The following is a 19,967-nucleotide window of genomic DNA, read 5'->3' as shown; positions in this document are numbered from 1 at the left end:
GGCCCGACGCAGGTTGCCCCGCAGCGCAGCGAAGGGGTCGCGGGCATTCGGGTCGCCTTTGCTTTGCCTACTTTCCTTCGGCCGGCGTACCGGTGGCGAAACAAAGGAAAGTAGGTCGGCCGCCGGGCCGAGACCCGGCCTCGAAAAAACACCACCCGGCAGGGTCAAAAAGCCAAACCCGCGTCACGCCAGGCGAACAAGACAAGCCTCACGACAAGGTCTGCTCGTACATATACCGCCGCGACCAAGGCAACGAAGCAGCCCCCTGCCCCGCCCTCCGACAAACAACCTGAAAGATAGACACATCGTCATGCTCAAACGCATAAGCACACCCCGCCAAATACACCCTCCAGATCCGAAACCTCTCCTCCTCCACCAACGCCCGAATCTGCGTCGCACAAGCCTCAAACCGCTCCAGCCACAACTGCAACGTGCGCACGTAATGACGCCGCAGCCCCTCCACATCCAGCACCTCCAGCCCCCCACGCTGCATGGCCTCCAGCGCCAGGCTCAGGTGGGGCAGCTCGCCATCAGGAAACACATAGCGGTCGATGAACGCACCGCCGCCCAACGCCGTGGCGCCCACGTCCGCATCGGTGGAGGTGATGCCGTGGTTCAGCGCCAGCCCGTCGTCGGCCAGCAGCTCGCGCATGTGCGCAAAGTACATGGGCAGGTTGCGGCGGCCCACATGCTCGAACATGCCGACGCTGGTGATGCGGTCGAAGCGCCCCTGCACGTCGCGGTAGTCCTGCAGGCGGATCTCGATGCGGTCGGCCAGGCCTGCGGCGCGCACGCGCTCGGTGGCCGCTTCGAACTGGTTGCGCGACAGCGTCACGCCCACGCAGTGCGCGCCAAAGTGCTGGGCCGCGCGCAGCACCAGGGCGCCCCAGCCGCAGCCGATGTCCAGCAGCCGCTGGCCCGGCTGCAGGCGGATCTTGGTGAGGATGTGGTCCAGCTTCTTGCGCTGGGCGGTGGCCAGGTCCTCGTCGCCGTTCTCGAAGTAGGCGCAGGAATAGACCATGCCCTCGTCCAGCCAGAGGCGGTAGAAGTCGTCGGACACGTCGTAGTGGTACTGGATGGATTCGCGGTCCGTGCTGCGGCTGTGCCGAAAGCGCCTGGCCGCGCGCGCCGCAAGCGCCAGCCGCCCCGGCCCCTTGCCCGCGCCCTGGGTCTTGGACATGCGGCGCGCCAGCGCATAGCCGAAGTCGATGATGTCGGGCAGGCGCCCGTCGATGTCGATCTGGCCCTTCACATAGGCCTGGCCCAGGTGGTCCAGGCTGGGGTCCAGCAGCAGCGGCAGGGCCGAGGCGCTGCGCACGGTAAGCGTGACCCGCGGCTGCTCGAAGCGGCCGAAGTCGAACTGCTCGCCATTCCACAGCACCAGCCGCGCCGGCAGATCGGCCCGCGCACGCACGGCCTCGGCCCAGCGCCTGAGCTTCTTGTCCCAGAACATCGTGCATCTCCCCGGGGCTGGCTGCGCCCCCCTTTTGACATGACCCGCATGAACCGCATGCAAAGCAAATGACGAGTCTTGCCGGTTCATGTGACGGCAAGACGTCAGCACGGCAGCCCGCGCCGGTAGCGGATCGATACAGACCCGATGGCGCCCACACCCCGCCAGCGGCCCGGCTTGGGGCACACTGGCCGGCGTTCCAACGGCCCCGGCGCGAAGGCGCCTGCGACAGACCCATGCAAGCCCATGACCTGAGCATCGAACACTGCATCGAGCACCGCAACGAACAACGCAGCACCGGCGGCTATGGCCTGCCGGCCGGATTTCAGGAACCTGCCATCGAACTGGAGCCAGTGACGCCATGGCCATGACCCATACCCAGGCGCTGTCCAAGCTGGCAGCCGATACCCTTGTGCAGACCCTGGAGGAAGACGTGGCGCGCGTGATGGCGCGCACGTTTGCGCTGGGCCGGCACGATGCCGCTATCGCGGCCAACTACGGCGGCCATGCCGTGCCGCCCCTGCTGCGGCGCTGGAGCTGCGTGCTGCAGGCAGATGACGCCAAGGCAACGGCGCTGTACCGGCACAAGACGGCGCTGGCCCTGGCCATCGTGCTGCACAGGAACGGCCTGGCCGACGCGGGCCTGAACGCGGCCGCGCGCACGGCCATCGATGTGCTCAATGCCGAGGTGGCGCTCAGCGATGACTTCTTTCGCAAGTCGGCGCAGATCCGCCAGGACTTCCTGGACACGCCGCCCGCGCCGCCCAAACGCTCGCCAGGCCTGCCCGACAGCCTGACCTTCTACCGCGCGGCCGACGTGGTGGCCATGGAGCTGGACGGGCGCTTTTACGCCCTGTACGTGCACGGCTGCGCCCGGACCAACCAGAGCCCCATCGTGGAGTTCTACGACGCGGTGTTCGACCACCTGCCGCAGATGGCGGAGCTGGCCGACGTGCGCGCCCGGGGCCGGCGCTACAACGATGGTGTGGGGCGGGTGGCGCGGTTTTCCATATCGGGCCTGAAGTTCCTGCCCGACCCGGCCGGCCAGTTCACCCTGGTCAAGGCCTGCGTGGAGACGCCGCCGGACCCGGGCCGTCTGCAAAAGGGCGACTGGCTCTACACCGTGTCCGACATCTTCGAGCTGCAGTCCGAGGTGGACTCCATGTTCGGCCCCGGCGGCAAGCCCTGAGCCTTGAGCCTTGAGCTTTGAGTTCTGACAGCGGCCTGTTCTTGCCTGTTTTCAAGAGGAAATTCATGACGCATCCCCGGCCTTCCACTCTGCCCTCCCGCATGGCCTTGCCGGCCGCGCTGGCAATGGCTGCCACGCTGGCCCTTGCGGGCTGCAACCAGCGGCATGACACAGCAGCCATGGAATCTGCGCCCGCCCCCGCGCCCATGGCGGGCGGCGCCGGCATGAAGCAAGGCCGCGCCGCCACCGTGCAGGCCGAGGATGCGGCAGCAGCCGCACCAGAGACATCGGCGCAGGACGAGATGGCCCAGCGCTTCCTGGCCGTGCGCCAGGAGCTGAACGTGGAAGTGCCGCAGGCGCAGCTGGCCGATGCCTGGGGCCAGGTGCGCGACCTGTGTGCCACGCTGCGCTGCGAGTTGCTGTCGGCATCGCTGCTGCGCGAGACGCCCCAGCAGCCCGGCAACGCCATGCTGGAGATGCGCGTGGCGCCGGCCGATGTGCAGCGGCTGCTGGGCACGCTGGCCGGCGTGGCCACCATCGTGTCGCAGAACACCATCAGCGAGGACAAGACGGCCGAGGTGATCGACGTGGAGGCGCGCATCAGGAACCGCACCGAGTTCCGCGACAGCCTGCGCCTGATGCTGCGCGACACCACGACCAAGCGCACCATGTCCGACCTGCTGGAGATACAGCGCACGCTGTCGGACACGCAGGCCGAGCTGGACGCCATGGCCGCTCAGCGCAAGGTGCTGGAGCAGCAGACCAGCAAGCAGCACATACAGATCCAGTTCACGCCCACCCGCGCCCTGGTGCAGGGCGGCACCAGCTACAGCCCCATAGGCCGCGCGCTGCGTGATGCCGGCCATGTGCTGGGCGAGAGCATGGCCGCGCTGATCACCTTCGTGGCGGCCGTGCTGCCCTGGCTGGTGCTGGTGGTGCTGCCGCTGGGCTGGGTGCTGCGCGCGCTGTGGCGGCGCAGGCGTGCCAGGAAGGCCTGAGCGGCACGGCAGGATCAGGAAGTACGGCGGCCCTGCCGTGCTCCAATCAAGCCATGCCCACCGAACCGAGCCTTGACGACCTGCGCCGCCATGCCGTGGCGCGCACCCTGTTCACGCCGACCACCCTGCCTGCTGCCATACAGCGCCTGGGCTTTGTGCAGGCAGACCCGATCCGCGCGCCGGCCCGGGCGCAGGACCTGACGCTGCGCCACCGCGTCAAGGACTACCGCGCCGGCGACCTGGAACGCCGCTACGCGCGCCTGCCGATCGACGAGGACTGCCTGGTCAACTACGGCTTTCTGCCCAGCGAGCACCTGGCGCTGATGCACCCGCGCCAGGCCCGCAAGGCCTGGGATGCCGAGACACAGCGCAAGGCCGCCGAGGTGCTGGCCTTTGTGCGCGAGCGCGGCGCCGTGCATCCGCGCGAGGTGGAGCAGCATTTCTCGCACGGAAGCGTGAAGAACTACTGGGGCGGCTCGGGCAGCGCCAGCACGCAGTTGCTCGACGGCATGCACTACCGCGGCCTGCTGCGCGTCAAGCGCCGCGACAGCGGCACGCGCGTCTACGAGGCAGTCGCCCACCCGCCAGCCGACGACAGCCCCGCCGCCAGCGCCCGGCGCGCCGCCGCGCTGATCGACCTGGTGGTGCGCAAGTACGCACCGCTGCCGGCCCCCAGCCTGACCTACCTGGTGCGCCTGCTGGGCTATGGCGCACCCCATCTGGCGCAGCAGACCCAGGCGGCGCTGCGGCTGGCGCGCGAGCAGCTGGCCAGTTGCCGCATCGACGGAACCACCTGGTACTGGCCTGCCGACGAGAACCCACGCTCGCGCCGCCATGCCTTCGACGAGCGGCTGCGCCTGCTCGCGCCCTTTGACCCCGTGGTCTGGGACCGGCGCCGCTTCACACTGCTCTGGGGCTGGACCTACAAGTTCGAGGCCTATACGCCACCGGCCCGGCGTCAGCTCGGCTACTACGCCCTGCCCATGCTCTGGCGCGGCCATGTGATCGGCTGGGCCAACCTGCAGGCGCGCGAGGGCCGGCTGGAGCCGTCATTCGGCTATGTGGCCGGCGCGGCGCCCGGCGATGCCGCCTTTCGCAGCGCGCTGGATGAGGAGCTGCAGCGCATGGAGCAGTTCCTGGCGCCGCGCTGAGGCGCAGGCACTTGCCCCCTGCGCGCGGTGTACGTGATTGGGGGAACTGGTCAAGTTCACCCTGCTGAAGCGCGAGACTGCACCGGCTGGACTGCACCGGCTGGACTGCACAGGCTACCTGGTGGACCGATACAGCGAACGCAGGGAGCGGGCGCGAGCGCTCCCCCGCCGACGAGCAACCTTTCATGATCTTTCGGCACATGCTGCAGCAGTACCCGTGCATCAAGACCGGCAGGCAGCCGGACCGCCCTCAGTTCATGCGCGGCAGATTCGCTGCCTTGATGGCCGCGCCCATGGACTCATGGCCCTGGACCAGCTTCCTGCGGTATTCGGCGCCGGTGAGCGGCGCCGGGTCCACACCGGCCGACTCGAAGATGCGCGCCACCTGGGGGCCCTCTGCAGCTGCCATGGCGACGCGCTCCAGCCTGTCGCGCAGGGCCGGGGGCACGCCCTTGGGGTAGGCCAGGCCGATCCAGGAGTCGATCTCCACATCGTAGCCCTGCTCCCTGAGCGTGGGCACCTCGGGCAACTCCTTCCAGCGCATGGGGCTGGCGCTGGCCAGCAGGCGCATTTTTCCGGCCTTGACGTGCTGGACGATGTCCGAGGGGTTCTGCACGATGACATCGACCTGCCCGCCGATCAGGCCGGCCACGGTCTCCGCGCCGGACTTGTAGTTGATCTCCTCGAACCTGCCGCCCGTCTTGCGCCCCAGCTCGTACATGGCCAGGTTGTTGGGCGCGGACGGCGCGCCGAAGAAGATGCCCTTGCCCTGGCGGGACGCGGCCACCAGGTCGGCCATGGTCTTGTAGGGCGAGTCCGCGCGCACGGCCACGCCATAGCGGTAGCGGGCCACGCCTGCGATGAAGTCGAAGTCATCGACCTTGTAGTCCACCTTCATGAGGTGGGGCGTGATGGCGATGGTCGAAAACGTCACCACGCCCAGCGTATAGCCGTCGGGCTTTTGCCGGGCCAGCGACGAGACGCCCAGCGTGCCCTGCGCTCCCGCGCGGTTGTTGGGCACCACGGGCTTTTTGAGCAGGACCTCCATGGCATTGCCGATGGCGCGCGAGGCCACGTCGGTATTGCCGCCTGCGCCGTAGTTGATGATCAGGGTCAGTTCCCGCTCGGGAAACGCGTCCGTGCCCTGGGCCAGCGCCGGGGCGCCGGCTGCGGCCGCCAGCGCTGCCGCGCAGAAGGCCGAAAGCAGGCATCTGCGAGATGCGGGTGATGGATATGCATGCATGGTTGTCTCTCGTTGCGATCTTGGGTTCTGTCGTCTTTGGAAGTCGTGCTTTCACGGTGCCGCGCACTACCCACTGGCCGGGAAGCAGGCACGCCCTGGAAGTGGGGGCACCGAGGAAGGGCAGCCCCGCACCGAGGGTGCCGCCCCCCCCGCCAAGCGAGAGGGGGAAGCGGCGCAGCCGCTCAGGGGGTCGTCCTTCCTCAATTCATGAAGAAGCCGCCGTTGACGTCGATCACCGCGCCATTGGTGAAGCCTGCGGACTCGCTGCACAGGTAGCGGATGGCAGCACCGACCTCGGCCGCCTCTCCCAGGCGCCGCACCGGGATCTGCTCCGCATAGCGGCGGTTGACTTCGTCGCCGGCCTGCTGCGCCATCGGCGTCAGGATGCGGCCCGGCGCCACGCAGTTGGTGGTGATGCCGTACTGGCCCATCTCCGAGGCGATGGAGCGGCTCAGGCCCAGCACGGCGGACTTGCTCAGCATGTAGGCGGGGCCGGCCACGATGGATTTGCCGCGCCCGGCCAGCGAGGACACGTTGACGATGCGCCCCCAGCCCCGCTGCTTCATGCCCGGCAGCGCCAGCTGGCACAGGCGCAGCATGGACAGCAGGTTGACGTCCAGGATCTGCTGCAGCTCGCCCAGCCCCACTTCGAGGATGCCGTTGGACTGTCCGCTGGCGTTCTTGAGGCTGATGCCGGCGTTGTTGACCAGGATGTCCACGCCGCCGTGGCGCTGCACCATGTCCGCGACCACGCGCTGGCGGGCCGCCTCGTCGCAGACATCGAGCACCACGGCGCTGGCCCGGGCACGCAGTTCCTGCGGAACCAGATCCAGGTCGGGCGCGGCCAGGTCGGCCAGCACCACCTGGCGGCCGTCGCGCAGCAGTTCGATGGCGGTGGCCAGGCCGATGCCGCGTGCGGCGCCGGTCACCAGGGCCGTGCGGAGGGGGAAGTTCTCAGGCGCGCTCATCAGTGGCTCTCCGGCGTGTAGAAGGTGATGGGGGGAAAGGCGTCTTCGGTGCACATGACCTCGATCAGCGTGGCCTCTTCGGCGGCCATGGCGGCGCGCAGCGCGGTGGCGATGGCATCGGCCGATTCCACGCGCACGCCGTGGATGCCGCAGGCCCGTGCGATGGCCGCATGGTCCACGCCGCTGAAGTTCACGGCCGAGGTGTGCTCGCCGAACTTCACATGCTCGGCATGCTTCTGGTAGCCCAGGATGCCGTTGTTGATGAGGACGGTGATGACCTTGATGCCCATGCGCCTGCAGGTCTCCATCTCCGACCACACATGGCCGAAGCCGCCGTCGCCCACCAGGCAGAACACCTGGCCGCCGTCCTGCGCCAGGCGCGCGCCCATGGCCATGGGCATGCCCCAGCCCAGGCCCGCCAGGCCGCGCGGAGTGAGGAAGCGCTGGCCGGCCCGGCGCGCGGTCAGGTAGTTGGTGACCCACAGCGTGGAGTAGCTGGCATCGGCCACCACGGTGTCCTCGGCGGTCAGCAGGGCGTCGAGCTCATGCATGATGCGTTCGGGCCGGATGGGTGCGGCGCTGGACAGGCGCACTTCGGCTGATTCCTGTCGGTGCCTTTCCCTGCCCTTGGCAATGCGTGCGGCCAGTGCAGCGCGCTGGCCGGTACGGGCCGACAGATCCAGCGGCCCGGCGATGTCCAGCATGGCCTGCAGCGCCAGCCGCGCATCGCCCACCAGGCGCATGGCGTCGTAGTTGCGCCCTATCTCCTGGCCGTCGATATCGAGATGGATGAATTGCGCATCGCGCGGGTACAGCGTCCAGCTGTCCGTGCCGTTCTGGTTGGTGCGGTTGCCGATCAGGAACACCACGTCGGCCCCGGACACGAAATCCTTCAGGTAGCGGCCTGAGCCATTGGGCCCCAGGCAGTTGGCGACCACGCCCAGCGACAGCTCATGCGTCTCGGCCACGGCGCCCTTGCCCATGTTGGTGGTGGCCACGGGCAGGCTCAGCGCATCGGCAAACGCGCTCAGTGCCTCGCTGGCGCCCGAGATGTGCACGCCGCCACCGGCAACGATGACCGGCGCGCGGGCCTGGAGCAGCGCGCCTACTGCCTGTTCCAGCAATTGCCGTTCGGGCACGGCGCGGTCCAGCGGAAAGCGGGCCAATGCAGCGGGCCGGGGCACGCTGGAGGGCTGGGCAGGCTCGGTGAGCAGGTCGGCCGGCAGCATCAGCGCCACGGGGCCAGGCCGGCCGCTGCAGGCGGCGATGATGGCCTGCTCCACATAGTCCTCCACGCGCGATGCCTGGTCCACGCGCCGCACCCACTTGGTCACGGGCTTGAACAGGCCCATGTGGTCCAGGTCCTGGAAGGCGTTCCTGTCGGTCTGGTCGCGCGCCACGTCCTGCACGAGCGCGATGATGGGGATGGAGACCTTCAGAGCCTCGGCCAGCGGCGCCACCAGCAACGCTGCGGCCGGACCGTTCTGCGCGGTGATCACGGCCGGCCTGCCGCTCATGCGGGCATGGGCATCGGCCATGTAGCCGCCCGCGTTCTCGGTGCGGTAGGCGATCTGGCGCAGGCCCAGTTCCTCGGCGGCCAGCACGAACATGCTGGGCAGGCTCTGCCCGAAGAACTGCGTGATGCCGTGCCGCTTCAGGACCCGGGCCACCAGGTGGCCTACGGTGTCCTGCTTGTTCAATCCAGGGTTGCTCAGGGGTTTCGACATGGGTTGCGGTTTCCGTTCAACAAAAAAAGGCGTAGCGGCTCCCTCGCCATGGCAATCGCCAGCGATACGGAAAGGGAAGCCAGGGGGAACTTATCTATTCAGGAAATTCAAAGGCAATCCAGGACACGGCCAGTCCAGCGCCACCAGCCGCCCCGTGGAAGACAGGGTGACAAAAGCCGTCTTCAGGTCCTTGCCGCCAAAGCAGATGTTGGTCGTCATGGGGTCGGGCAACTCGACCCGGTGCAGCACCTGCCCGGCCGGCGAGACCACGGTGATGCCGCCCTCGCCCAGCGTGGCAAGGCAGATGTTCCCTTCGGCATCCACGGCCAGGGAGTCGATGTTCTGCATGCCCTGCAGGCGGCAGACCAGCCGCCCGCCATTGGGCGAATCGGGCCAGGGCCGGGCCAGGATGTGCCCGGGCTCGCCGATGTCGAAGGCCCACAGCCGCCCCGTGAAGGTCTCCGCCACATAGAGCGTCTTCTCATCGGGAGAAAGACCGATTCCGTTGGGCGACCACAGCGGGAAGACGGCTTCGCGGATGGCGCTGCCATCGGCCAGCGCGTAGCAGACGCCGCCCCGGTCCACCTCGCGCGGCCGCACCTTGCCGTGGTCGGTGAACCAGAACCCGCCATGCCGGTCGAAGACCAGGTCGTTGGGCCCCTTCAAGGGTCCGCTGCCGCTTTGCGTGTACAGGCATTCGACCTGGCCCGAGGCCAGGTCCACGGCCTCTATGCGCCCGCCTGAATAGTCGTTGGCCTGGCCTATGGGCCGCAGTCCATGCTCCGCACTGCGGTGCCACTGGAAGCCACCGTTGTTGCAGATGAACAGCTTGCCGCCGGGGCCTATGGCGGCACCGTTCGGGCCCGCGCCCAGGTGGACGAGCTGCCGCCTTGTGCCATCGGCCGTCACCCGGGTCAGCCAGCCGTTGGCGATCTCCACCAGCACGACCGATCCATCGCGCATGGCCACCGGGCCTTCGGGAAACTCCAGGCCGTCGGCCAGCTCACGAATCCTTGGTTCTGCTTTTTCCAACGTGTATGTCCGCATGCACCCTCCCTTGGATATGATGCATGGTACTTGATGTATCAAACACCAATTACAGGGTTAGCCCTTGGCACAGCCACACACCGTGGCCATGGGCAAACCGTCCTTCCCCGGGAGGTACCATTGCGCCCAAGCAGTTGCGGAGGCCCGATGTCCAGCGTTTTTTCACAGATCCGAACCAATCAGACCCTTGCCGAAAAAACCTACCTGCAGATCCGTGACGCCATCGTTAGAGGCCAGCTGCAACCCGCGCAGCGCCTCGTCTACCGCAGCCTGGCCGAAGAGTTCGGCATCAGCCCCACGCCCGTGCGTGATGCCATACAGCGCCTGGCCTCCGAAGGCGCCCTGGACCTGGACGACCGCGGCGTGGCCACCGTGCCCGTGCTCAGCGTGGAGCAGTACGTGGAAATCATCGCCCTGCGCATCGAACTGGAAGGCCGCGCCGCCGCAGCCGCCGCCAGCCGCCATCCGGGCCAGGGCTTCATCGACACCCTCACCCGGCTGCACCAGGACCTGGAAAAATCCATCGCCGTGGATGACGACGCCACGCTGATCGCCAATGAGCGCTTCCACTTCTCCATCATCGAAGCCGCGCAGCAGCCCGTGCTGGCCAGCCTCATCGGCCTGCTATGGCTCAAGTGCGGCCCCTCCGTGCGCTACCTCTACCGAGGCACCTACGCCCGCGCGGCCGAGCATCCGCACATCCGCCTGATCCACGCGCTGGAGCAAAGGGACGGCCCCGCTGCCCGGCAGGCCGTGGTGCAGGACCTGCAAAGCGCCTGCCTGCATATCCTCAGGAAGATTGCCAAGGATGATGGGATGGAGTTTCCGCAGGAGTGGGTGGTGGCGGGGGGGCGGGGTTAGAGAACACAGAGGCTTGCCAGTCAGGCAGGCGGGCCATCCCTATGCAAGACCATGAGGACTATTGAGTCCTTTTTCATCAAGGATTCCTGTGCCCATCACAGCACATGGATGTGCTCGCGGATGCGGGCCAGAAGAAGGTCGAAATCCGGCTGTCCTTGGTAGTACAAGGCCCGTGTCTTGCGGTACTCCTGCGCAAAACGGTCGCATTGAGCAGCATCGGCCAGCACAAATGCCGGGTTGAGGGAGATAGCCAGCTCATCTCCGGAACGGAACCGCTCGATCTTGCGTTGCTGATAGGCCGGTGTTCCGATGAAGCCCTGCACTTCCTCCATGCCCAGGAGGCAATACACATCGTAGTAATGCCGCAGGAAGTTGGCAGGAAATGCCCGGCTTGCATCCAGCCTGCGGTACTTGGTGGAGATGGTCTGCAATTTTTCGACGAAAGTGTGCGTCGGTGCATAGCAAGGCACATTCACCGCACGGTTGTCCCGCAGCGGGATATCGCGCCCCATGGCAGCCTCCAAGGCCCACGAAGAGATGGTCACTGCGCGATTGGGTGCCGTGTCATCGAATCCCAATTCCAACAGGATGCCGTCCTTGATCCCCGCAAGCGCCGCCGTTCTTGGCGTGTAGAACAACCGGATCCCGGCGCTGCGCATCTTGTCATCGTCAAACAGGCGATCCCGCTGAACTTCGACCACACCGGGAATGCAGATGGTTTGCGCGAGCGCGTCGTAATAGGCTCGCCGTGATTCGACGTGAGCGGGCTTGTCGTGATTGCGGCCTGTCTTGACGTCCATTCCTTGCGGCGGGTCGATGCGGATATCGATGTCTTCGGAAAAACGATGGATGACACCGAAGCCCTTGGACAGCGATGTGCCGCCCTTCAGCTCGAACCGCAGCCCCTGGGCCTGAAGACCCCAGAGGCAATGCATGATCCAGTAGTCTTTTTCCACCAGCACAGGAGCCAAACCACGCTCGTCGGCCACCAACGCGAGGAGTTGGTCGAAATCCCTGCGCTCGTGAAGAAAATCAGCCACCGCTCCACTCCCTCAAGATTTTTCGCGTAGCCGCGTTGGCATAGCGCTCAATCGCCCGGCGCAGGCGCTCGGCATCAAAGGACGGCATCTTTTTGCGCGCCTGCCCAAGAACCAGTTCCCCATCTTCAGCCAGCTCATCCAGGTTGTTGAGCAAGTCCACGAACAGGAACTCGGGGCTGAGTTTCTTTGGAAAACGGGGCTTTACCCGAAAGTCGAAATCACGATTGCCTAACCGAAAGATGCCGTGCCGCTTGCGGTTGTAGACCCAGGTGCTGTTGTACAGCTGCGTGGTACCGACACCCACCGCATTGAAGGCGGAAGGCGAAAACAACAGGAAATCGCTGTCCCGCAGAAAGCTCTGGACCACTTGATCGTCAGCAGGTGGCAGCGGCCCGAAATCGGACTGCTTGGGTGCGTGATACAGCCCTTGCGCCAACTTCTTCAATCTTCCGCCAGCCACCAGCTCACTCAGATGCCGGTCTACCGCCGTGGAAAGCGGTGCCAGGTCTTCGCGTCGGTACACGCCACCAGGGCGCAGCTCTTCCGCCAGGAGTGCAGCACCTCCCCGCAAGGGTTCAGCAGAAGAACGGCCGACACGCATGATGGCTGGATTTTTCATTGAAGTTTCATGCATCCTATCACCGGCAGGAGATTGAAAGCATTCGCAATTCCACCCGTTGCTCTGCAGTGGCACGGCCACGAACACCATCCCCAAGCCCCGCTCAACACCCCGTGGAATAATGTCCCCCTTCACCGGCATCGCGCCCACCTCTGACTGAGGTGGCCGAAGGCGGCAAGTACCCTACAAGAACATTCGCGCCTTCCTGCGGCCCCGCGCCATCCAGGCAGGCCTTGCCCGGCACCTTCGCGCCGCTGCAACCTGTTGATTCCCAAGCCAATGAGCGACCTCTCGCAAAGCACAAAGCCCTCTCCGGCCCCTGATCTGTCGGCGCACACGCCCATGATGCAGCAGTACCTGGGCATCAAGATCAACTACCCCGACACGCTGGTTTTCTACCGCATGGGGGATTTCTACGAGCTGTTCTTCGGGGATGCGGAGAAGGTGGCGCGGCTGCTGGACATTACGCTGACCACGCGCGGGCAGACGGCGGGGCAGCCGATTCCCATGGCGGGCGTGCCCTTCCATGCGCTGGAGAACTACCTGGGCCGGCTGATCAAGCTGGGCGAGTCGGTGGCGATCTGCGAGCAGGTGGGCGAGGTGGGCGCCGCCAAGGGCCCGGTGGAGCGCAAGGTGGTGCGCGTGGTGACGCCGGGCACGCTGACCGACAGTGAGCTGCTGTCGGACAAGAGCGAGGCGATCTTGCTGTCCCTGCACACGGCCGGGCGCCAGCGCTGCGGCCTGGCCTGGATGGCGGTGACGCAGGGGCGCATCCATCTGGCCGAGTGTTCCCACGACGAGCTGGGCGCCTGGATTTCGCGCATTGCGCCCAGCGAGCTGATCTACAGCGCGGGCGTGACCGAGCGTTTCGAGCAAAGCCTGTTCGCGCTGCGCCATGGCGGCTCCATTGCCTGCCCGTTGTCGCCGCGCCCCGACTGGCAGTTCGACGGCGGCCTGGGCGAGCGCAAGCTGCTGGAGCTGCTGGGCGCCGCCAGCCTCAAGGCCTGGGAGGCCGAGGACCTGCCGCTGGCCCATGGCGCCAGCGCCGCCCTGTTGTCGTATGCGGAGCACACGCAGGGCCGCAGCCTGTCGCACATCCACGCTCTGCAGGTGCAGCGCGACGATGAGCTGATTGCGCTGCCGCTGGCCACGCGCCGCAACCTGGAGCTGGTCAAGACGCTGCGCGGCGAGGATTCGCCCACATTGTTCTCCCTGCTGGACACCTGCATGACGGGCATGGGCAGCCGCCTGCTCAAGGCCTGGCTGCTGGAGCCGCGCCGCGACCGCACGCAGGCCATGGCGCGGCTGGAGGCCACGCGGGCGCTGCAGGGCGCCAGCGCAGGCGGCATGGCCGCGCCCTGGCAGCAGTTGCGCGAGCAGCTCAAGGGCGTGAGCGATGTGGAGCGCATCACGGCGCGCACCGCACTGCGCCAGGTGCGCCCGCGCGAGCTGGTGGGACTGGGCCGCACACTGCACAAGGCGGCCGTGCTGGCCCAGACCGGGGAGACACCCTCGGCCCACCTGACCCAGCTGTTTGCCGACCTGCAGCCGCCCGAGGGCTGCGCCGAGCTGCTGGTGCGCGCCATCATGGAAGAGCCGGCCGCCCTGGTGCGCGACGGCGGCGTGTTTGCCACGGGCTACGACGCCGAGCTGGACGAGCTGCGCGCCATCCAGAACAACTGCGATGACTTCCTGCTGGAGCTGGAGGCCAAGGAAAAGCTGCTGACCGGCATTCCCAACCTGCGCGTGCAGTTCAACAAGGTGCACGGCTTCTATATAGAGATCACCAACAGCTACAAGGACGCGGTGCCCGAGCGCTACCGCCGCCGCCAGACGCTGAAGAACGCCGAGCGCTACATCACGCCCGAGCTCAAGGCCTTCGAGGACAAGGCCCTGTCGGCGCAGGAGCGCGCGCTGCAGCGCGAGAAATTCCTCTACGAGCAGCTGCTGGACCAGCTGCAGCCCCATGTGCCGGCGCTCACGCGCGTGGCCGGCGCCATTGCCGCCATCGACGTGCTGTGCACGCTGGCCGAGCGCTCGCTGACGCTGAACTGGTGCGCGCCCGAGTTCGTGAACCATCCCTGCATCGAGATCGAGGCCGGCCGCCACCCCGTGGTGGAGGCCCGCATGGCCGAGACCTCCAGCGGCAGCTTCATCGCCAACCACACGCGCATGAACGCCAACACGCGCATGCAGATCATCACCGGCCCCAACATGGGCGGCAAATCGACCTATATGCGCCAGGTGGCGCTGATCGTGCTGCTGGCCAGCATGGGCTCGCATGTGCCGGCGTCCAGCTGCCGGCTGGGGCCCATCGACGCCATCCACACGCGCATCGGCGCGGCCGACGACCTGGCCAATGCCCAGTCCACCTTCATGATGGAGATGACCGAGGCCGCGCAGATCCTTCACTCGGCCACGCCGCACAGCCTGGTGCTGATGGACGAGATCGGCCGGGGCACCAGCACTTTCGACGGCCTGGCGCTGGCCAGCGGCATCGCCACCCAGCTGCACGACAGGACGCGCGCCTTCACGCTGTTTGCCACGCACTACTTCGAGCTGACCGAGCTGCCGGCCAAGGCACGCGCGGCCGTGAACATGCATGTGAGCGCCGCCGAATCGGGCCAGGACATCGTCTTCCTGCACGAGATCCAGCCCGGACCGGCCAGCCGCAGCTACGGTATCCAGGTGGCCAAGCTGGCGGGCATGCCGGCCGGCGTGCTGCACCACGCGCGCCATGCGCTGGAGGCACTGGAGGCCCACGCCGACGAGGGCCGCCTGCAGGTGGACCTGTTCGATGCGCCCGACATGCCCGAGCCCGAAAGCCGCCACGACCCGCTGGCCCAGGCGCTGGCCGCCATCAATCCCGACGCACTGAGCCCGCGCGAGGCGCTGGAGGCCCTCTACCAGCTCAAGAAGATCGCCGCCTGAACGCGGTCAATCGCCTCGCACTAAACTTGCCATTTCCGCAGATTCGGACGCTTCCATGACTTATTGCGTTGCCATCAAGCTCAACGCCGGCCTGGTTTTCCTGGCCGACTCGCGCACCAATGCCGGCCTGGACCAGATCAGCTCGTTCCGCAAGCTCATGGTCTACGAGAACCCCGGCGACCGTTTCATGGTGCTGCTGTCGGCCGGCAACCTGTCCATCACCCAATCGGTGCGCGAGCTGCTGGAGAGCCAGCAGCTGCGCGACGAGGCCACGGGCGACATGCTGACCATCTGGAACGTGCGCAGCATGTTCGACGCGGCCCGCGTGCTGGGCGCGGCCGTGCGCCATGTGTACGAGCGCGACGGCGTGGCGCTGTCCCGGTCGGGCGTGGATTTCAATATCTCGCTGGTGCTGGGCGGCCAGATCCAGGGCGAGACCATGCGGCTGTTCCAGGTCTACTCGGCAGGCAACTTCATCGAGGCCACGAGCGAGACGCCCTACTTCCAGATCGGCGAGTCCAAGTACGGCAAGCCCGTGCTGGACCGCGTGATCACGCCGCGCACGCCGCTGGACGAGGCCGCCAAGTGCGCCCTGGTGTCCATGGACAGCACGCTCAAGTCCAACCTGTCGGTGGGCCTGCCGCTGGACCTGATCGTGTACGAGAAGGACCGCTTCGCCTCCGACAAGATCGTCAGCATCGACGAGAGCAATCCGTATTTCCGCATGCTGCACGACAGCTGGGGCGAGCGCCTGCGCCATGTCTTCGACAGCATCGAGGACCCGGCCTGGGATGGCGGCGCCTCCGAGGTGCCCATCCGCGTGCACAGCCGCCAGGCCCAGCCGCTGACAAAGGTCAACGCGCCGGCAGGCGCCCTGCGCTCGTCGGCGCGCAGCATGGGCCGGCTGCCGCCTGCGGCGCTGCGCCAGCCCTATCACAGCGGCACGGGCGCGGGCCTGGGCACCTCCACGGCAGACGGTCTTGCGACCTCCCCCATGACGCCCATGACACCCATGACGCCCCAGCAGCCGGGCCCGGCATCGCCCGTGCGGCCCGATGCAGGCCAGCCCTCGGGCCACCAGCAAGGCGTGCCCGATGGCGCCGCACAGGCCGGCCAGGAGCCTCGGCCGTGAACGCGACCCGGTCCGCACAGCGGGCCGAGAGCGATGCGGCGGTTGCCGGCACGGGTACGGGCGCGGGCACTGCATCGGCGCCGCTGCCCGTGGTGTTCTCGCATGCCAACAGTTTTCCGCTGCCCACCTACCGGCTGCTGCTCTCGCTGCTGGCCGAGCGCGGCATCGCGGCGCAGGGCGTGGAGCGCTTCGGCCATGACCCGCGCTTTCCCGTCACCAACAACTGGCCGCACCTGGTCGAGCAACTGGCCGAGTTCACGCGCGCCGAGGTCGAGCGCGTGGGCGGTCCGGTCTTCCTGGTCGGGCATTCGCTGGGCGGTTTCCTGAGCGTGATGACGGCCGCGCGCCATCCCGAGCTGGCGCGCGGCGTGCTGCTGATCGACTCGCCATTGCTCAGCGGCTGGCGTGCCAACGCCGTGGGGGTGGCCAAGCGCACGCAGCTGGTGGGCTCGGTCTCGCCAGGCAAGATCAGCGCGCGCCGCCGCAATGCCTGGGACAGCGATGACGAGGCGCTGGCCTATTTCCGCGCCAAGAAGGTGTTTGCGCAATGGCATCCGCAGGTGCTCCAGGACTATGTGCAGGGCGGCCTGGCCGACCTGGACGGCCGGCGCACGCTGCACTTCACGCGCGAGGTGGAGACCGCCATCTACAACACCTTGCCGCACAACCTGGCCTCGCTGCTGCACCACCATCCGCTGCGCTGCCCGGCGGCCTTCATCGGCGGGCGTGCCTCGGTGGAGATGCGCCAGGTGGGCATGGACCTGACGCGCCGCATCACGCGCGGGCGCGTGATGATGCTGGACGGCAGCCACCTGTTCCCCATGGAGCGGCCCCACGCCACGGCCGCCGCCATCGAGGCCGCGCTGCTGAACATGCAAACCTGAGCGGCGTCCGGCTCAGGCCGAGATCCGGATGGCAACCCTGGACCATGGGATGGAGCGTGAACCCCTTGGCGCCTTCCTCAAGGATCGGGCCCCATCGGCGTTCACGGCAGCGGGCGAGGGTCTTGGCGATGGCGGGCCGGCTACCCGGCGCAATCGATCATCTTGTGAAGCAGGCGCAGCAGCTGCTGCTTGTCCTCAGCGCTCAGCATGCGGCTGGCCTCTTGCTCCAGAATTTCCACCTGCGCCGCCGCCTTTTCGTGCAGGCGTTCGCCCTCGGCCGTCAGATACAGCAGCGACAGGCGCCTGTCCGCAGGATCGGCCTCGCGCCTGAGCAGGCCGCGCACCTGCAGTCTTTCCATCAGCGCCGCCATGTTGGGCTGGGAAATCATCACGGTCTCGGCGATCTGGCGCTGGGACGCGCCGGGATTGGCCGAGATCAGCGACAGCACGGCAAACTCCGACGGCTTGAGATCCAGCGCCAGCATGTGCTTCGCATAGTGAGGCCTTACGGTGGCATGGGCCAGGCGCGTGCAGTGGCCCAACTGCTGCATCAGAAAATTCTGCTGGAGTGCTGACTTCATGGGCGATGGGGTGGCTCGGTCCAAGGTGGGGCCAGGCGCATCGAACGGGGCCTGGCGGACCTTTCGATAGAGACGGTCATGGGTTTGTCTCCTGCGTCATGGATGCAATCGGCCAGGGTCGCCGCACCTCAGGCCAGCGGGACCCGTGCCCGGTATTGCACGAAGAAATCGATGCTGCCCGGATTGGCCATGGCGTCGGGGCTGGCCACCTTGGCGGGCTCTGCACCCAGCAGCAGCTTGCGCACGGGCAGTTCCATCTTCTTGCCCGTGAGAGTGCGCGGAATCTCGGCGACCTGGATGACCGCATCGGGCACGTGGCGCGCAGAGGCCTGGGCCCTGATGGCATCCTTGATCCGGGCTACCAGCGCATCCGTCAGCACCAGGCCCGGGGCCAGCACCACGAACAAGGGCATGAAAGAGGGGCGCCCCAGGAACTCCAGGTCCACGACGAGGCTGTCCAAGACCTCGTCAACTTCCTCGACGACACGGTAGATCTCGGCCGTTCCCATGCGGATGCCGAAACGGTTGATCGTGGTGTCCGAGCGGCCGTAGATCACTGCCGACCCATGCTCGCTGAACGAGATCCAGTCGCCATGGCGCCAGTAGCCGGGAAAGACGTCGAAGTAGCTTTCACGGTAGCGCAGGCCATCGGCGTCGTTCCAGAAATACAAGGGCATGGAAGGCATGGGTTCGGTGATCACCAGTTCGCCCACCTCGCCGGTCATGCTGCGCCCTTGCTCGTCAAAGGCGTGCGCGGCGACGCCCAGCTCACGGCACTGGATCTCGCCCGCACGCACGGGCAGCAGGGGCGCGCAGGCCACGAAGCCCGAGGCGATATCCGTTCCACCGCTGACCGAGGCCAGCCACAGATCGCGCTTGATGTTCTCGTAGACCCAGCCGTAGGCCTCCAGCGGCAGCGCCGACCCCGTGGAATTGATGGCGCGCAGTTTCTCGAAGCGGCGGCCCCGGGCCGGCACCACGCCATCCTTCATGGTCTTGGCCAGAAAGGCCGCGCCGCAACCGAACAGCGTGACCTGCTGGCGATCGATGAAGTCCCACAATGCGCCATCGTCGGGCGAGGTCGGGTTGCCATCGGACAGCACCACGGTGGCGCCAGCCAGCAGGCTGCCCACCATGAGGTTCCAGACGATCCAGCCCGTGCTGCCCAGGAACATGAAGCGGTCGCCGGGCCGCACGTCGTGCTGCAGCCCATGGGTCTTGAGGTGGGTGAGCACGATGCCGCCATGGCTGTGCACCATGGCTTTGGGCAGTCCCGTGGTGCCCGAGGAATAGACCACCCACAGCGGGTGCGAGAACGGCAAGCGCTCGAAGACCGGCTCTGCGGGCCTGGCCAGAGCGTCGGCCCAGGCCATGACATCGCGCCAGGGCAGCTCGCATGCGGGGTCCCCGGGCCTGAACAGGGGGCCGGGCACATGGATCACATGGCCTATCTCGGGCAATCCCCGCAGCACCTCGCCGAGTACGGCGCGGCGATCGAAACACCGTCCCCCGTAGACATAGCTATCGGTGGCGAAAATCAGCTTGGGGCCGATCTGCTGGAAGCGGTCCAGCACCACGGAAACACCCATCTCGGGCGCGCAGCTGGACCAGATGGCGCCTATGCTGGCGCAGGCCAGGAAGGCCACGACCGCCTGGGGCACATTGGGCAGGTAGGCCACGACGCGATCGCCGCGGCCCAGGCCGAGTTCGCGCATCCGGGCCGCGAGCGCCGCCACGTCACGCTCCAGCTGCCGCCATGACAGCTCCACCGGCTCGGCGCCTTCGCAGCGCGCGATGATGGCCGGGTGCTCGGCGCTGGCGCTGCGGAACACATGCTCGGCATAGTTCAGGTGCGTGTCGGGAAACCACTGCGCGCCCGGCATGCCGCGCTCACCGAGCACGCGCGTCGGGTCACCGTCGGCCATGACCTGGAAGTAGTCCCAGATCGAGCGCCAGAAGCCATCGAGATCCGTGACCGACCACTGCCACAGCGCCTGGTAGCCATCGAAGCGCCTATCCCTTGCCGCAGCCAGCCAATCCATGTAGCGCGCCAGGCCGCTTTGCGCGACCTGCTGCGGGCTGGGACGCCACATCAACTGCCCTTGTTCGATGGCCATGGCAACCCTCGGAAAAAGTTATAAAA

At 67.2% G+C, this 19,967-nt stretch carries 17 protein-coding genes; 8 read left to right on the top strand and 9 right to left on the bottom strand.

The window, feature by feature from the left end; all coding sequences use genetic code 11:
• Positions 1 to 208 precede the first annotated feature (208 nt).
• Complete coding sequence (locus AC5I49_RS25695) at positions 209 to 1,453, bottom strand: class I SAM-dependent methyltransferase (RefSeq protein ID WP_495790089.1); 1,245 nt, start codon at positions 1,451 to 1,453, stop codon at positions 209 to 211.
• Positions 1,454 to 1,689: 236 nt separating this feature from the next.
• Between AC5I49_RS25695 and AC5I49_RS25690 the strand changes: the two genes are divergently transcribed.
• The 4 genes from AC5I49_RS25690 (at position 1,690) to AC5I49_RS25675 (ending at position 4,791) form a co-directional block, all read left to right on the top strand.
• On the top strand, positions 1,690 to 1,824 hold the full coding sequence (locus tag AC5I49_RS25690) for a hypothetical protein (RefSeq protein WP_257762791.1): 135 nt from the start codon (positions 1,690 to 1,692) through the stop codon (positions 1,822 to 1,824).
• Positions 1,815 to 2,642, top strand: a complete 828-nt coding sequence (locus AC5I49_RS25685) for a hypothetical protein (protein WP_495790088.1) — start codon at positions 1,815 to 1,817, stop codon at positions 2,640 to 2,642. The genes AC5I49_RS25690 and AC5I49_RS25685 overlap by 10 nt, the downstream gene beginning before the upstream one ends.
• Positions 2,643 to 2,707: 65 nt before the next feature.
• Positions 2,708 to 3,640: a DUF4349 domain-containing protein gene (locus AC5I49_RS25680; protein WP_216295008.1), complete on the top strand. Its 933-nt coding sequence runs from the start codon at positions 2,708 to 2,710 to the stop codon at positions 3,638 to 3,640.
• 53 nt (positions 3,641 to 3,693) lie between these two features.
• The gene (locus AC5I49_RS25675) at positions 3,694 to 4,791 is read left to right on the top strand and encodes a DNA glycosylase AlkZ-like family protein (protein ID WP_495790087.1); all 1,098 of its coding nucleotides are present in this window, start codon (positions 3,694 to 3,696) and stop codon (positions 4,789 to 4,791) included.
• A gap of 250 nt (positions 4,792 to 5,041) precedes the next feature.
• Here the strand turns inward: AC5I49_RS25675 and AC5I49_RS25670 are convergent, their stop codons facing one another.
• The 4 genes from AC5I49_RS25670 to AC5I49_RS25655 all read right to left on the bottom strand — a co-directional run bounded on the left by AC5I49_RS25670 (position 5,042) and on the right by AC5I49_RS25655 (position 9,776).
• Entirely contained in the window at positions 5,042 to 6,034 is a 993-nt protein-coding gene (locus AC5I49_RS25670) for a tripartite tricarboxylate transporter substrate binding protein (RefSeq protein WP_495790086.1), read from the bottom strand.
• A gap of 200 nt (positions 6,035 to 6,234) precedes the next feature.
• Positions 6,235 to 7,002 carry an SDR family oxidoreductase gene (locus tag AC5I49_RS25665; protein ID WP_495790085.1) on the bottom strand — a complete coding sequence of 256 codons (768 nt, stop codon included), beginning with the start codon at positions 7,000 to 7,002 and terminating at the stop codon, positions 6,235 to 6,237.
• Entirely contained in the window at positions 7,002 to 8,729 is a 1,728-nt protein-coding gene (locus AC5I49_RS25660) for an acetolactate synthase catalytic subunit (protein ID WP_495790084.1), read from the bottom strand. Before AC5I49_RS25660 ends, AC5I49_RS25665 begins: the two co-directional genes overlap by 1 nt.
• Positions 8,730 to 8,819: 90 nt before the next feature.
• Complete coding sequence (locus AC5I49_RS25655) at positions 8,820 to 9,776, bottom strand: SMP-30/gluconolactonase/LRE family protein (protein ID WP_392414275.1); 957 nt, start codon at positions 9,774 to 9,776, stop codon at positions 8,820 to 8,822.
• Positions 9,777 to 9,923: 147 nt separating this feature from the next.
• On the opposite strand from AC5I49_RS25655, the gene AC5I49_RS25650 reads away from it, so the two are divergent.
• Positions 9,924 to 10,637, top strand: a complete 714-nt coding sequence (locus AC5I49_RS25650; protein ID WP_495790083.1) for a GntR family transcriptional regulator — start codon at positions 9,924 to 9,926, stop codon at positions 10,635 to 10,637.
• A gap of 95 nt (positions 10,638 to 10,732) precedes the next feature.
• Here the strand turns inward: AC5I49_RS25650 and AC5I49_RS25645 are convergent, their stop codons facing one another.
• Both AC5I49_RS25645 and AC5I49_RS25640 read right to left on the bottom strand, forming a co-directional pair.
• Positions 10,733 to 11,677, bottom strand: coding sequence for a nucleotidyl transferase AbiEii/AbiGii toxin family protein (locus AC5I49_RS25645; RefSeq protein WP_016454701.1), 945 nt, complete (start codon positions 11,675 to 11,677; stop codon positions 10,733 to 10,735).
• A complete protein-coding gene (locus AC5I49_RS25640) occupies positions 11,670 to 12,296 on the bottom strand; it encodes a hypothetical protein (RefSeq protein WP_227469602.1) in 627 nt (208 codons plus the stop codon). Before AC5I49_RS25640 ends, AC5I49_RS25645 begins: the two co-directional genes overlap by 8 nt.
• 342 nt (positions 12,297 to 12,638) lie before the next feature.
• Here AC5I49_RS25640 and mutS point away from each other — a divergent pair, with 342 nt between their 5' ends.
• Genes mutS through AC5I49_RS25625 form a run of 3 tightly spaced genes read left to right on the top strand, consistent with a single transcriptional unit; the run spans position 12,639 to position 17,243 of the window.
• The gene (mutS, locus tag AC5I49_RS25635; protein ID WP_126311803.1) at positions 12,639 to 15,227 is read left to right on the top strand and encodes a DNA mismatch repair protein MutS; all 2,589 of its coding nucleotides are present in this window, start codon (positions 12,639 to 12,641) and stop codon (positions 15,225 to 15,227) included.
• 55 nt (positions 15,228 to 15,282) lie between these two features.
• Complete coding sequence (locus tag AC5I49_RS25630) at positions 15,283 to 16,359, top strand: proteasome-type protease (RefSeq protein ID WP_016449684.1); 1,077 nt, start codon at positions 15,283 to 15,285, stop codon at positions 16,357 to 16,359.
• On the top strand, positions 16,356 to 17,243 hold the full coding sequence (locus AC5I49_RS25625) for an alpha/beta fold hydrolase (RefSeq protein WP_495790082.1): 888 nt from the start codon (positions 16,356 to 16,358) through the stop codon (positions 17,241 to 17,243). The genes AC5I49_RS25630 and AC5I49_RS25625 overlap by 4 nt, the downstream gene beginning before the upstream one ends.
• 140 nt (positions 17,244 to 17,383) lie before the next feature.
• On the opposite strand, the gene AC5I49_RS25620 is transcribed toward AC5I49_RS25625, so the two are convergent.
• Positions 17,384 to 17,824, bottom strand: coding sequence for a MarR family winged helix-turn-helix transcriptional regulator (locus tag AC5I49_RS25620; protein WP_016449686.1), 441 nt, complete (start codon positions 17,822 to 17,824; stop codon positions 17,384 to 17,386).
• Between the two features lie 128 nt (positions 17,825 to 17,952).
• The gene (locus AC5I49_RS25615; protein ID WP_495790081.1) at positions 17,953 to 19,941 is read right to left on the bottom strand and encodes an acetoacetate--CoA ligase; all 1,989 of its coding nucleotides are present in this window, start codon (positions 19,939 to 19,941) and stop codon (positions 17,953 to 17,955) included.
• Positions 19,942 to 19,967 lie beyond the last annotated feature (26 nt).

This window comes from Delftia sp. (assembly GCF_059499305.1).
This window is presented reverse-complemented; position numbering and strand designations above follow the sequence as displayed.